Consider the following 12785-nt stretch of genomic DNA (forward strand, 5'->3'; position numbering starts at 1 on the left):
GTTTTACGGCTCCAGCTCGCTGTCCCAGTAGAGATAGTCCATCCAGCTGTCGTGTAGGTAGTTCGGCGGGAAGAGGCGGCCATTGGAGTGGAGGTCGTGGATCGTCGGGGCGAAGGGGCTCTGGCGGGGCCACATTTCCACTTCGCGGGGCATCTTGTCCCCCTTCCTGAGATTGCAGGGCGCGCAGGCGGCGACGACGTTCTCCCAGGTGGTCTGTCCCCCCTTGGAGCGGGGAATGACATGGTCGAAGGTCAGGTCCTCGCGGGTGCCGCAATACTGACAGGTGAAGCGGTCGCGCAGGAAGACGTTGAAGCGGGTGAAGGCCGGGTGACGGGACGGCTGGACGTAGGTTTTCAGGGAAATGACCGAGGGAAGGCGGATTTCGAAGCTCGGACTTCGGACGACCTTGTCATACTCGGAGACGATATTGACCCGGTCGAGGAACACCGCCTTGATCGCATCCTGCCAACACCAGATGGACAAAGGGTAATAGCTCAAGGGCCGGTAATCGGCATTGAGGACGAGGGCCGGACAGGCCTCAGGCCGCACAACAGGTTGGACGTGTATCGTCACCTCACCTCCTCATAGAGAGAAGAGTCGTATCCCGTCCAATAAGACTATAGGCAGTGTGACGCTGTTGTGAAGTTCACGCGCGCGGCGTTTGTGACGCACCCACAGGACAGTCGACAGGCCGGTACAGGTCCGAAACCCCTGTCGGGCGGGTGCAATGGCCGGAAAATGCCGGTTCCGGCAGGGACTTAGCGCGTCGGAACCGGGTTCTCGCCGCGATAATCGTAGAAGCCGCGCTTGGTTTTCCGTCCGAGCCAGCCGGCCTCCACATACTTTACCAGGAGCGGGCAGGGGCGGTATTTGGAATCGGCTAGGCCCTCGTAGAGCACCTGCATGATGGAGAGGCAGGTGTCGAGGCCGATGAAGTCGGCGAGCTGGAGCGGGCCCATTGGATGGTTCGCGCCGAGCCGCATGGCCGTGTCGATGGCCTCGACCGATCCCACGCCCTCATAAAGGGTATAGATCGCCTCATTGATCATCGGCAGCAGGATGCGGTTGACGATGAAGGCCGGGAAGTCCTCGGAGACGGTCGCGGTCTTTCCGAGCTTGCCGATGAACTCCTTGGCCGATTCGTAGGTCGGATCCTCGGTCGCGATGCCCCGGATCAGCTCCACGAGCTGCATTACCGGCACCGGGTTCATGAAATGGATGCCGATGAACTTTTCCGGCCGGTCCGTGGAGGCGGCAAGCCGCGTGATGGAGATCGAGGACGTATTGGTCGCGATCATGGCATCGGAGCGCAGCGACGGGCACAGGGCGGTGAAGATCTTGCGCTTCACCTCCTCGTTCTCGGTTGCAGCCTCGATGACGATATCGCAGGTGGAGAGATCATCGTAGGTCAGGGCAGGGCGGATGCGCTCGAGGGCAGCCTGCCGGTCGGCGTCAGTGATGGCGCCCTTCGAGACCTGGCGCGCCATGTTGCCGTTGATGGTGGCGAGCCCGGCATTGATCCGCTCCTCCGAGAGATCATTGAGACGAACGTTGAGCCCTGCGAGCGAGCACACGTGGGCGATGCCGTTGCCCATCTGCCCTGCGCCGATCACGCCAACCGTTTTGATCTCGATGCCCATCTTACCTGCCGCCTGACCTTCATGTCGTCACAGCGACCGGGCGGGAGGTCCCGCCCGATCCGTCATTATTCCTGACCTTATTGACCGGCTTTGGTCAACTCCTCCTGTAGTTGGGGGAGGATCTGGAAGAGGTCGCCGACGAGTCCGTAATCGGCCACCTGGAAGATCGGGGCCTCCTCGTCCTTGTTGATCGCCACGATCACCTTCGAGTCCTTCATGCCGGCGAGGTGCTGGATTGCGCCCGAGATGCCGACCGCGATGTAGAGGTCGGGGGCCACCACCTTGCCGGTCTGACCGACCTGCCAGTCGTTGGGCGCATAGCCCGCATCGACGGCGGCGCGCGAGGCGCCCATGGCGGCTCCGAGCTTGTCGGCGATCGGCTCGATATACGTGGTGAAGTTCTCGGCCGAGCCGAGAGAACGCCCGCCGGAGATGATGATCCGGGCCGAGGTCAGCTCGGGACGGTCGGACTTGGCGATCTCCTCGCCCTTGAAGCTCGAAAGCTGAGGATCCTCGGCTGCATTCACCGTCTCGATGGCCGCCGAGCCGCCTTCACCGGCCGCCGGGAAGGCGGCGGTGCGCACGGTGATCACCTTCTTGGCGTCGGTCGCCTGCACCGTCTGGATCGCGTTGCCGGCATAGATCGGTCGGTCGAAGGTGTCGGGGGACACCACCTTGGTGATGTCCGAGACCTGCATCACGTCGAGCAGCGCCGCGACGCGCGGCATGATGTTCTTGCCCTTGCTGGTGGCAGGCGCCACCAGGGCGTCGTAGGAGCCGGCGAGCGACACGATGAGCGCTGCGGTCGGCTCGGCGAGCTGGTGCTCGTATGCGGGCGCATCGGCCAGCAGCACCTTCTCCACGCCCTCCAGCTTTGCAGCCGCTTCTGCGGCGGCGCGGGCGTTGGAGCCGGCCACCAGCACGTGAACGGGCGCACCGAGAGCCTTGGCGGCGGAGAGCGCCTTGTGGGTGACGTCCTTGAGCTGAGCGTTGTCGTGCTCGGCAAACAGCAATGTGGTCATTGTCATTCCTCCCTTAGAGCACGCCGGCTTCGGTCTTGAGCTTCTGAACCAGTTCGGCCACGGAGCCGACCTTGACGCCGGCCTTGCGGCCGCCGGGCTCTGCGGTCTTCACCACCTGCAGGCGGGGGCTGACATCGACGCCGAGCGCCTCGGGCGAGGTCTCGTCGAGAGGCTTCTTCTTGGCCTTCATGATGTTGGGGAGCGACGCATAGCGCGGCTCGTTGAGGCGCAGGTCCGTGGTGACGATGGCCGGCAGCTTGAGGCCGACCGTCTGCAGGCCGCCATCGACCTCGCGGGTCACGTCGATCGAGCCGTCGCCGACATTCACCTTGAAGGCGAAGGTGCCCTGCGGCCAGCCGAGAAGAGCAGCCAGCATCTGGCCGGTCTGGTTGGAATCGTCGTCGATGGCCTGCTTGCCCATGATGACGAGCTGCGGGCTTTCCTGCTCGATGACCTTCTTGAGGATCTTGGCGACGGCGAGCGGTTCGACGGTGGCGTCGGTCTTGACCAGGATGCCGCGGTCGGCGCCCATGGCGAGCGCGGTGCGCAGGGTTTCGGCGGCCTGAGCCGGGCCGATGGAAACGGCGACGATCTCGGTGGCCTTGCCCTGTTCCTTCAGGCGAACCGCCTCTTCGACGGCGATCTCGTCGAAGGGATTCATGGACATCTTCACGTTGGCGAGCTCTACGCCCGATCCGTCCGGCTTTACCCGGATCTTCACGTTGTAGTCGACAACCCGCTTCACAGGCACGAGCAGTTTCATTCGTCTGTCCTCATCGAAGATCAGGTCCGGAAAAAGCCATAGCCGGCTCTCCGGACAGGTCGGAAAAAGATGGATCGGACCGTAGCGGGCGGCTCCCGATTGTCAACGCGGCGCCTGCATTTCCTGAGCCTCGACGCGGGCCAGAACAGGATCGTAGCGGTGTCGCATGAGGGGGATGAGAATAGCGCCGGCGGCGAAGCCGCCAAGATGGGCGAACCAGCCGACGGCGTCGTCGCCGCCAAGAAACGCCGAGGCGAACTGGAAGGCGAACCAGAAGCCGATGGCCCAGTAGGCCGGCAGGCGCAAAGGGATGCCCTTCAGGAAGAGGCCCCAGATGCGCACCCGCGGGTAGAGAATGAGATAGGCAGCCACGACGCCCGAAACGCCGCCGGAGGCCCCGATCAGCGGGCGGTGCGGGTCCGGCGTCACGAAGGCATGGGCGAGGCTCGCGGCGACCCCGCACAGGACGAAGAACAGGACGAAGCGGAGATGGCCCATCGCATCCTCCACGTTGTCGCCGAACACCCACAGGAACAGCATGTTGCCTGCGAGGTGGAACAGCGATCCATGGAGGAGGATATTGGTCGCGAGCGTCAGCTCGACGGGCACGAAGGGAAAGCCTTCGGGCAGGACTTCCGTGTCGAACAGGACGCCCGGGATCAGGCCGAAGCCGCCCACCATCGCATCCGGGCCGATGGGGCCGAAGAAGGTGAGAAGATAGACGAGGATGCAGAGCCCGATGAGCGCACGGGTCGCAAGCGGCGTCTTCATGTGCTGGAGGGGAACGCCGTCGTGAAGCGGAAGAAACATGATCCGCTCCTAGAGCATCGTGCGGAAAAGTGGACCCGGTTTTGCGCCCGAACGATGCTCTCATCTCAAGAGAAAGCATCGGATCCAGAATGGATTGCACCTCTGGAACTATCCGATGCTCATTCGCGACTCAAGCACGTCCTTCGGCGCAGCGATGGTCCGCATCCGAGAAAAGCTGGGGCCATTTTCCCGCGCGGGGTGCGCTAACGGTTCTGGCCCGGGACCCAGAGGACGTCGATTGCGCCCTTGTCGTTGACGTAGCGGGACGCGACGAAGAGAAAATCCGACAGCCGGTTGAGGTATTTCACGACCTCCGGCGAGACCGTCTCGTCTGGCCTGTGCATCAACTCGACCGCATGGCGCTCGGCGCGGCGGCAGACGGTGCGGGCGAGATGGAGCGCGGCGGCGGCAGCCGTCCCTCCCGGCAGGACGAAGGAGCGAAGCGGCTCCAGGTGCTCGTTGAGCCGGTCGATCTCCTGCTCGAGCCGGTCCACCTGCGCTTGCGTGATGCGCAGCGGCTCGTAAGGCAGGGGCTTGCCGGTCTCGACAGTGGCCAGATCCGCGCCGAGATCGAAGAGGTCGTTCTGGATCCGGCCCAGCATGGCGTCGACATCATGACCGGCCGTATGCAGCCGGGCGAGGCCGATGCAGGCGTTGGTTTCGTCCACAGTGCCGAAGGTTTCGATGCGAAGATCGTTCTTCGGGCGGCGTCCGCCGGCGGCAAGAGCCGTGGTGCCCTGATCCCCGGTGCGGGTATAGATTCGGTTGAGAACGACCATTGGTGGCCCGGTGCTGGGATTTGCCTAGAAGGAATACCCAACCCGAGCGCCGACGTTCGTCAAGCCCCGATTGTCGGAGCAGGAGCCGGCATTGGAGAGGTGCTCGACGGTCGCCATGACGCTCCAGTTGGCCGAGAGCCGCACGCCCACCGAGCCGGATTCGCGGAATAGGGCAGTGCAGCCCAGGGCCTGCTGCTCGGCGAAGGGATTGTAGACGTCCTTCTTGCCGTTATGGATCGCGCCGCCGAAGCTGCCCTCGACGAAGAGGTTGGGCGTAACGTCGATGGTCCAGGAGAGGCCGGCATAAGCGAAGCTCGTCCGGTCGTCGAAATTCAGGCTGCCGCCGATATGAGGGCGGGGAATGAAGTAGCTGGTAAAAAGGTCCGAGGCAGTAAAGGGCTTTGCGAAGAGGAGCTCGCCGGTCAGGTTGGCGGAGCCGTCGCGGCCCTCTGCCCCCCAGGGGTCCTGAGCGGACAGGCCGAAGCGGAATTCAGAGATGAAGCTGGACTGATAAGAGGTGGGTGCCGGGCCGGATTGCCTTGTCCCGTCTGCGGACAGGACACCCGATGATCCCATGGCAAGGATCATGAGGCTCAGGCCCGTGACAGTTCTGATGCGCATAAAAAATCCGTTGTTTTAGAATCAATGCCCTAAAGGTGTACCCCTTATGGCTAATAAAACCTTTAAAAGACGGCGGCGAAAAAGTGTCAAGACTGGGTCAGCTAGACCGCTCGCCACCAGATGATTCCCATGATCAGGATAATGGCCAGAAACTGAAGCAGGACACGCCAGCGCATGAGAGTCTGCGACCGGTTGGCGCTGCCGCCGCGCAGCATGTTGACGAGGCCCAGGAGCAGGACAAAGGCCACGGCCAGCACGGCGGTGGGCACAAGAAGGTCGGCAAAGCTTGTCATCGTGATTCCGTAGGGAGGTCCGGGCGACCGTGGCCCGAACCCGGACACGAGGCAAGAGGCCGATTTGTCTTAATGCATCGCGCGGAAGAAGGGGGGTCGGTCTCCGCGCGATGCTGAGGGCTCAGTTCCGGCGCAGAAGCCGCTCGAAGTAGTCGAGCTCTTCCGTCGGGCGGGTGGGATCGCCCAGCTTGCGCCGCAGTTCCTCCAGGATCCGCTGGGCCCGCTGGGCTGCGGACTGCCCGGCTTCCGGCACTTGAACCCGGCCGTCGTCCCTGTAGCCCCTGTTCCTTTGCGGGCGGCCCAGGGGATCGGTACTGAGCGGTCCCGCCTGCTGGCCGCCTTGCGGATCCCCTTCGCCGGGCTGGTCGCCCGCCTGCTGGTTGCCCTGCTGCATCTGTTGCATCTGCTGAGCCATGCCCTGCATGCCCTGGCGCAGGGATTCCAGCGCACGGCCCTGGGCGTCGACGGCGGGGCCGTCCTGGCCCTGGCCCAAGGCCTCCTCCGCCTCGCGCATGGCGCCTTCGGCGTCGCCGAGGCCCTGCTCGCCCTCCATGCCCATGCCCTGCATGCGCCGCTGCAGTTCCTGCAGTCGCTCTCGGAGCGCCTGCTGGCGCTCCTGAAGGTCACCCTGGCCGTTCTCGCCTTGCTGCTGACCTTCTCCTTGCTGCCCTTGCTGGCCCTGTTGCCCCTGCTGGCGCTGGCCCCTCTGGCCCTGCCGCTGGCCGCGCTCGCCTTCCTGCATGCGTTGGTTCTGGCCTTGCCGGAAGGTCTCATCGCGCAGGTTCTGCTGCTCCCGGGCCATGTCCTCGAGGTCCCGCATGGCTTGGTTCATCTCCTGGCCGAGGGGATCGCTCGTGCGGCTGTTCGGCTGGGCGGTCTGGAGGTTCTCCAGGATATTGCGCAGCTGTTCGAGGAGGCGCTGGGCCTCGGCCACGTCGCCGCGGCGCATGGCGTCCTCCATCTCGCGCAGCATGCGGTTGAGATCGTCCTGCGAGATCATCCGGTCGGGCGTGCGCTGGTTCTGGTCCTGGGCCTGACGATTCTGCTGCATCCGCTGAGCGAACTCGCGCAGGAAGCGGTCCATGGCCTGCCGCAGCTCCTCGGTCAGCCGCCGGATCTCCTCGTCGGTTGCGCCCCGGTCCATGGCCTCCTTCAGGCGCTCCTGCGCCGCGCGCAGCTGGCGCTCCGCATCGGTGAGGTCCCCCTCTTCGATCTGCAGCGCCATGCTCCAGAGCCAGTCGGCGACCTCGAGGAGGTGTTGGTCCGTCCGCGCATTGCGCAGGCGCTCGGAGGCGATGTCCAGCCCCATGAACACGCCCCATTGCGGCGTGAAGAGCGTGGGCTCGATCAGCAGCGCGTCGAGGGCGGTCTGCACGCGCTTGCGGTCGTCGGGATTGAGCACGAGATTGCGCCGCTGCTCCACCAGCGCCCTTGCGAGCGGATTGGCGAAGGGCCTTTGCGGCAGGGTCATCGTGAGGGCTTCGCTCTCACCCTCCTGGCCCGCCTCATCCTTCGCGCGCAGCTTGATCGTGACCTTCGCGCCGGCCCAGGGGTGGTTGGTGAGATCCACGGGGGAGCGGGTTTCCGGCGCGTTCTCCTCATGGCTCGGAATGGCAAGGTTCATCTGAGGGGCCGTCACGAGAGAGCGGCCCTGGCCGCCTTCCGCCTTCTCAACCTGACCTTCCAGGGCGGTGATGCCGTAATCGTCCTTGCCCTTATAGCTGAGCGTGAAGCTGCCGCGGGCATTGACCTCGGGCGGGCTGGCAAAGGCGATCTGCGGGGGCTGGTCGGGGATCGCCTCAATCGTCAAGGTGACGCTTTGGGCAAAGCCTGTCCGGATCGTCAATTCGGCCGTATCGTTGAGCGTATAGCGCTCCTCGTGCAGATCGGCGCGCTGGTTCTCCTTGGGCGGCAGGGCCGTCAGCTCCTCGCCGGGTGCGATTTCGGCCTTTCCCTCGCCCGCGACGCGGATCACGACGGTGGAGTTGATCGGCGCGCGCAGGCGCTGATTCCGCGCGAGATCGATCATGAGCGGGGGCATGCGGGTGTAGAGCGGCGGGTCGATCCATCCGTCGATCCGGAAGGACGGGGAAGCCATCTCGACATCCCGCCAATCGAAGGCGGCGGCAAGGCGAGTCCCGATCTCGGGGCCGGCCACGAAGGCGCTCGTCACGACGGCCAGGATGCCCGCCGCGCGCAGGGCGTAGCGGTCGCGCCGCGGCATGTCGGGACGGGGCGGGGCAACCCGCATCCGGGAGATGGTCTCCTCCGCCCGCTTGCGGTGCAGGGCCCACAGCGCGCGCGTTCCCGGATCGGCCGAGCCGAGCGTCAGGGAATCGTCGAGCACCCGGGCCGGGCCGTGATTCAGGCCGGTATCGCGGTCCAGCCTGTCGAGGGCGCTCGTGCGGCCCGGCATCCGCAGGCGCAGGAGAGGCCAGAGGGACAGGAGAAAGGCCGCTGCGAACAGCGCAAGGCCCAGGCCCCGCCAGAGGGGCGAGGCATCGAGCCAGAGACCGAACCAGGACAGGGTTAGGAAGAGCAGGACGATGGCGACCGGCAGCCAGAGCCGCGGCCAGGCCTCCTCCCACCACAGGGACCAGCGGGCACGGGTGATGAGGCGTCCGAGCCGCCTGTCGAGGCTGCTTTGCGCAGGCGAGGGGTTGGAGCCTTCGCTCATGCCAAAAAGTCTCCGCTGAATCCTGGTCCGTCGACAACCCCCTTTGGAAGCTAGCACGGCCTCATCCGAAGGCCAGCGGTCAAATGGGCACAGAGGATCAACAAGTCTTGACCTGCGGCTCGGAACCGGGGTGCACGCGATGGAGGACTGGCTTTAGGGGCGGCAATTTAAAATAGAATTTAATAGAACAGCATTGCCGGTGGTTGCTTTTTGGATTCCACCACTGCAGGTCTCTAGTCTTGATCTAAGAAACATTATTTCAATACAAATGCCCCAACCAGCGAAGAGATAACATTCCACATTCGGGACGCTGAGGGTTGAAGGCGGCCGCGAGGGTGAGAAGTTCACCTTTTCGCTCTTAGGCGAAAGCGAGATGCTGTTCGATGTTGTGCCAGACGAACAGGAGGAAGGAGCCTTCAACCTCGTAGTGAAGTCGAGCAACGGCTTCAATCATGAAACCCGTCCCCAGATTCTGGTCTTTCTGACGGCAGATGGTGACAAGGGCACAAAAATCGGAGACCCAGTAACGGGCGAGGGGATGCCCGAGATCATTGTTGACGTCACTGACGTGAACGAGGCTCCGACGGGGCTCACGCCGGTCGAGGCCGCGATTGGGGAGCATGCCGAAATCGGCGATGTTGTCGCTGCGCTCGGCGCTGAGGATCCGGACGAGGGGGACACGTTCACCTTTACGCTGGTAACGAGCGAGACGGATGATACGCCCCTCGACCATGACCTCTTCCGGATCAACGGCGACGAGATCCTCGTGAAGGCCGCCCTCGGCGCCGAGGGCAGCACCCACACACTCTAGTTAAGGTAACGGACTCGGCGGGAAATTCCATCATCCGGCCCGTCACTGTGACGGTCGAAGACGAGAATAATCCCCCGGAGGTAACCTTCACCGAGGAGCCTGTCGTCGAGGGAGCAGGGGGCGGTACGCCGGTCGGCCGGCTGACGGCTCAGGACATGGAAAGCGACGAAGTCAGCTACGCACTTTCCGAAGCCAGTGAGCAAGTGTTCGATCTGGTGAGGAACGATGATGGCAGCTACACGGTCCTGGTCCAGGCCGGGGTCGTTCTCGACGACTAGAACGAGGCGCATCAAAGCTTTACTGTCACCGTATCGGATGGGCAGAACAGCTTCGAGGAGACGTTCTATCTGGAAATCGCCGAGAATCAGGAACCGACTCCGATCTTTGACCCATTGGAGGTTCCGCTGATCGCCCCGGCGGGTACTGAGATCGGGATTCTTTCCGCGCAGGATCAGGAGGACGACACGGTCATCTACGCCCTCACCGAGGCGAGCGCGTTGAAGTTCAGCTTGGTGCACAATCAGGATGGCACCTACACCGTTCTGGCGCGTGAAACGCTCGTCTACGAGCCGAACCAGCCGATCAGCTTCACTGTCACCGTTACTGATGGCGTCAACACATTCGAGGAAACCTTCCAGGTCGCGTTCGCGAACGAGGCTCCGGACGTGGACTTCGATCCTGCTGAGGTGAATGAGGGTGCGCAGGGTGGAACGCTGCTCGGGACTCTGCCAGGTGCGGATCAGGACGGGGATGAGCTGAAATACAGGCTGTCCGATGTCAGCCAACAGTTCTTCACCGTTGCCAAGAACAATGAAAACGGCAGTTGGGAGGTTCGCGTCAAACCGGGCGTGATTCTCGACTATGAGAATGCAGCGCATCGGAGCTTCTCGGTCGTTGTCGATGACGGCGTCAATCCGGCGATCACGGAAACATTCGCGCTTGATCTCCAGGATGTAAACGAAAGCCCGATCGTCAGTTTCGCGCCGGTTCCTCTCAAGGAGGGTGGGCGTGGTGGCACTGTGCTGGGCACGCTGTCCGCGATCGATCCGGAAGGGGACGATGTCTCATACGAATTGTTGGGCGACAGCGCAAAACTGTTCGACCTAGTGGAGCGGGCTGATGGCAGGTGGGAGGTCGTCGTTCTCGACGGCGTCACGCTCGATTACGAGCTCGCGACTCACCGTAGCGTTGCAGTGAGAGCCAGCGACGGCGCAAATGCTCTGGACCGCAATTTTGCGCTCAATTTGGCCGATCTTCCCGACATCCTGCGCGGCACCAAGGGTGGCGACCTCCTGAGGGGAGCAGCCGGCGAGGATATCCTGCAGGGACTGTCCGGTAGCGACAAACTCTTCGGGATGACAGGAGATGATAGGATCTATGGCGGTCTCGGAAACGATGTGCTGAGCGGCGGGAAGGGGCGTGACACGTTCGTGTTCGACACCAAGCTCTACTCGGCCAAGACGAACAAGAAGAAGAACCTCGACCGGATCATCGACTTCGACAAGAAGGACGATACGGTCCGGCTCGACAACAAGGTGTTCAAGAAGCTCGGCAAGAAGGGCTCGGAAACGAAGCCAGCCAAGCTGATCAAGAAGTACTTCACCGCGGGTGAGAGTGCAAAGGATAAGAACGACTATCTTGTCTACAACAAGAAGACGGGCGTGCTCTATTACGATGCCGACGGTTCCGGGAAAGGCGCTGCGGTCGAGATCGCTCAGCTGCGCAAGAACGAGAAGGTGAGCTACAGCGACTTCTTCGTCCTCTGAGAAACGTGCCCTGACAAAATAAATCCCGGGCGAAACGCCCGGGCTTCATCATTTTGTCTCAATCAAGCCAGCCTGGTATCCGGTCGAGACCGATCAGATCCTCATAGGTCGGGCGGGGCCGGACCACCGCATGATCCCCGCCGCGCACGAGCACCTCCGGCACGAGCCGGCGGGTATTGTAGGTGTTGGCCTGCACGGCGCCATAGGCGCCGGCCGTCATGACGGCAAGGAGGTCGCCGGGTTTCGCAGCGGGCATGTCGCGGGAGAGGGCGAGATAATCGCCGGTCTCGCAGACGGGGCCGACCACGTCGGCGACGATCCACGGTGTGTTGCGCGCCGGCTCGACGACAGGCCTGATGTCGTGATGCGCATCATAGAGCGTCGGGCGGATGAGATCGTTCATCGCCGCATCGACGATCACGAAGGTCTTGTCCGCGCCTTCCTTCGCATAGATCACTTGCGTGACGAGGATGCCCGCATTACCCGCGATCATGCGGCCCATCTCGAAGACCAGCTTGAGGCCGAGGTCGTGCGTATGCCGCTTGATGGTGTCGGCGTAGGCCTTCGGGTCCGGCGGAGGCTCGTTGTCCTCGCGGTAGGGCACGCCGAGGCCGCCGCCGAGATCGATATGGTGCAGCCTGTGACTGGCGGCCATGAGGTCGCGCGCAAGCTCAGCGAGCAGTGCGGTCGCGTTGTCGAACGGCTCCAGATCCGTGATCTGGCTGCCGATATGCATATCGACGCCGGTGACGTTGATGCCCTTGAGCGCCGCCGCCCGAGCATAGACCTCGCGGGCCCTAGCGATGGGAATGCCGAACTTGTTCTCGGACTTGCCGGTCGAGATCTTTTTGTGCGTCTTGGCGTCCACATCCGGGTTGATGCGGATCGAGACGGGAGCGCGCAGGCCTTTGGAAAGAGCCACCTCCGAAAGCGCCTCGAGTTCCGGCTCCGATTCGACGTTGAAGCAGAGAATCCCGCTGTCCAGGGCGAAGGCCATTTCCTGGCGCGTCTTGCCGACGCCGGAGAAGACGATGCGCTCTCCCGGAACGCCTGCGGCAAGGGCCCGCCGCAATTCGCCCTCGGAGACGATGTCCATTCCTGCGCCCAAGGATCCGAGCGTCCTGAGGACGGCCTGGTTGGAATTCGCCTTCATAGCGTAGCAGACGAGGGCGTCGGTATCAGCGAAGGCTTCAGCGAACACGCGGTAGTGACGCTCGAGCGTAGCCGAGGAATAGCAGTAGAAGGGTGTGCCGACCTCATCCGCAAGGCGGCGCAGATCGACGTCCTCGGCATGGAGAACGCCATCGCGATAGGCGAAATGATGCATCGGTCGGCCTATAGGAGCGGATCGAGAATGAAAGGCCGGTCTGGAACGGTGTAGCCCACCGAGGCCTTGGCGCGCGGTGTGCCGACCGGGGAAGGCAGGATGCCCTGTGCGGTCCCCTCCGTCTGGGCCTGCTGGGGAGCCGCGGCGTCCGGCGGCGGCTCGAGCGCGCCGCGGCGGCCGCAGGCCGCAAGACCGAGGACAATGAGGCCGGCCACTAGGGCGGCGCGAGGCAGGGTAAGGCTTGACGACATCGACAGGCTCCGAAACGTGGCGGCA

Annotated in this window: 14 protein-coding genes; 3 read left to right on the forward strand and 11 right to left on the reverse strand. The window is 63.5% G+C overall.

All coding sequences use genetic code 11. The features are described from left to right. Positions 1–3: 3 nt before the first annotated feature. The 9 genes from LG661_RS15605 to LG661_RS15645 form a co-directional block, all read right to left on the reverse strand. On the reverse strand, positions 4–573 hold the full coding sequence (locus LG661_RS15605) for an HNH endonuclease (RefSeq protein ID WP_230532816.1): 570 nt from the start codon (positions 571–573) through the stop codon (positions 4–6). Between the two features lie 185 nt (positions 574–758). After that, positions 759–1640 carry a 3-hydroxybutyryl-CoA dehydrogenase gene (locus LG661_RS15610; protein WP_230532817.1) on the reverse strand — a complete coding sequence of 294 codons (882 nt, stop codon included), beginning with the start codon at positions 1638–1640 and terminating at the stop codon, positions 759–761. Between the two features lie 77 nt (positions 1641–1717). After that, positions 1718–2662: an electron transfer flavoprotein subunit alpha/FixB family protein gene (locus tag LG661_RS15615; RefSeq protein WP_230532818.1), complete on the reverse strand. Its 945-nt coding sequence runs from the start codon at positions 2660–2662 to the stop codon at positions 1718–1720. A 13-nt stretch (positions 2663–2675) separates the two neighbouring features. After that, complete coding sequence (locus LG661_RS15620) at positions 2676–3425, reverse strand: electron transfer flavoprotein subunit beta/FixA family protein (RefSeq protein ID WP_230532819.1); 750 nt, start codon at positions 3423–3425, stop codon at positions 2676–2678. A gap of 102 nt (positions 3426–3527) precedes the next feature. Then, positions 3528–4235, reverse strand: coding sequence for a rhomboid family intramembrane serine protease (locus LG661_RS15625; RefSeq protein WP_230532820.1), 708 nt, complete (start codon positions 4233–4235; stop codon positions 3528–3530). A gap of 203 nt (positions 4236–4438) precedes the next feature. After that, positions 4439–5014 carry a cob(I)yrinic acid a,c-diamide adenosyltransferase gene (locus tag LG661_RS15630; RefSeq protein WP_230532821.1) on the reverse strand — a complete coding sequence of 192 codons (576 nt, stop codon included), beginning with the start codon at positions 5012–5014 and terminating at the stop codon, positions 4439–4441. Between the two features lie 24 nt (positions 5015–5038). Then, entirely contained in the window at positions 5039–5635 is a 597-nt protein-coding gene (locus tag LG661_RS15635; RefSeq protein ID WP_230532822.1) for an acyloxyacyl hydrolase, read from the reverse strand. A 101-nt stretch (positions 5636–5736) separates the two neighbouring features. Next, on the reverse strand, positions 5737–5928 hold the full coding sequence (locus LG661_RS15640; RefSeq protein ID WP_230532823.1) for a twin transmembrane helix small protein: 192 nt from the start codon (positions 5926–5928) through the stop codon (positions 5737–5739). A 121-nt stretch (positions 5929–6049) separates the two neighbouring features. Further along, complete coding sequence (locus LG661_RS15645) at positions 6050–8605, reverse strand: TIGR02302 family protein (protein WP_230532824.1); 2556 nt, start codon at positions 8603–8605, stop codon at positions 6050–6052. Between the two features lie 373 nt (positions 8606–8978). Here LG661_RS15645 and LG661_RS15650 point away from each other — a divergent pair, with 373 nt between their 5' ends. The 3 genes from LG661_RS15650 (at position 8979) to LG661_RS15660 (ending at position 11182) form a co-directional block, all read left to right on the forward strand. Beyond that, positions 8979–9416: a cadherin repeat domain-containing protein gene (locus tag LG661_RS15650; protein WP_230532825.1), complete on the forward strand. Its 438-nt coding sequence runs from the start codon at positions 8979–8981 to the stop codon at positions 9414–9416. A 47-nt stretch (positions 9417–9463) separates the two neighbouring features. Next, positions 9464–9694: a hypothetical protein gene (locus tag LG661_RS15655; RefSeq protein ID WP_230532826.1), complete on the forward strand. Its 231-nt coding sequence runs from the start codon at positions 9464–9466 to the stop codon at positions 9692–9694. A gap of 114 nt (positions 9695–9808) precedes the next feature. After that, on the forward strand, positions 9809–11182 hold the full coding sequence (locus LG661_RS15660) for a calcium-binding protein (protein ID WP_230532827.1): 1374 nt from the start codon (positions 9809–9811) through the stop codon (positions 11180–11182). A gap of 58 nt (positions 11183–11240) precedes the next feature. Here the strand turns inward: LG661_RS15660 and lysA are convergent, their stop codons facing one another. Beyond that, positions 11241–12509, reverse strand: coding sequence for a diaminopimelate decarboxylase (gene lysA, locus LG661_RS15665; RefSeq protein WP_230532828.1), 1269 nt, complete (start codon positions 12507–12509; stop codon positions 11241–11243). An 8-nt stretch (positions 12510–12517) separates the two neighbouring features. Next, positions 12518–12760 carry an LPS translocon maturation chaperone LptM gene (gene lptM, locus LG661_RS15670; protein WP_230532829.1) on the reverse strand — a complete coding sequence of 81 codons (243 nt, stop codon included), beginning with the start codon at positions 12758–12760 and terminating at the stop codon, positions 12518–12520. Between the last annotated feature and the right edge of the window lie 25 nt (positions 12761–12785).

The organism is Microvirga roseola, assembly GCF_020866965.1.
Classification (GTDB): domain Bacteria; phylum Pseudomonadota; class Alphaproteobacteria; order Rhizobiales; family Beijerinckiaceae; genus Microvirga; species Microvirga roseola.

Coding starts and splice junctions, on each gene's coding strand:
- LG661_RS15610 (WP_230532817.1), bottom strand. CDS start 1,640: ATGGGCATCGAGATCAAAACGGTTGGCGTGATCGGCGCAGGGCAGATG.
- LG661_RS15615 (WP_230532818.1), bottom strand. CDS start 2,662: ATGACCACATTGCTGTTTGCCGAGCACGACAACGCTCAGCTCAAGGAC.
- LG661_RS15620 (WP_230532819.1), bottom strand. CDS start 3,425: ATGAAACTGCTCGTGCCTGTGAAGCGGGTTGTCGACTACAACGTGAAG.
- LG661_RS15625 (WP_230532820.1), bottom strand. CDS start 4,235: ATGTTTCTTCCGCTTCACGACGGCGTTCCCCTCCAGCACATGAAGACG.
- LG661_RS15630 (WP_230532821.1), bottom strand. CDS start 5,014: ATGGTCGTTCTCAACCGAATCTATACCCGCACCGGGGATCAGGGCACC.
- LG661_RS15635 (WP_230532822.1), bottom strand. CDS start 5,635: ATGCGCATCAGAACTGTCACGGGCCTGAGCCTCATGATCCTTGCCATG.
- LG661_RS15640 (WP_230532823.1), bottom strand. CDS start 5,928: ATGACAAGCTTTGCCGACCTTCTTGTGCCCACCGCCGTGCTGGCCGTG.
- LG661_RS15645 (WP_230532824.1), bottom strand. CDS start 8,605: ATGAGCGAAGGCTCCAACCCCTCGCCTGCGCAAAGCAGCCTCGACAGG.
- LG661_RS15650 (WP_230532825.1), top strand. CDS start 8,979: ATGCTGTTCGATGTTGTGCCAGACGAACAGGAGGAAGGAGCCTTCAAC.
- lysA (WP_230532828.1), bottom strand. CDS start 12,509: ATGCATCATTTCGCCTATCGCGATGGCGTTCTCCATGCCGAGGACGTC.
- lptM (WP_230532829.1), bottom strand. CDS start 12,760: ATGTCGTCAAGCCTTACCCTGCCTCGCGCCGCCCTAGTGGCCGGCCTC.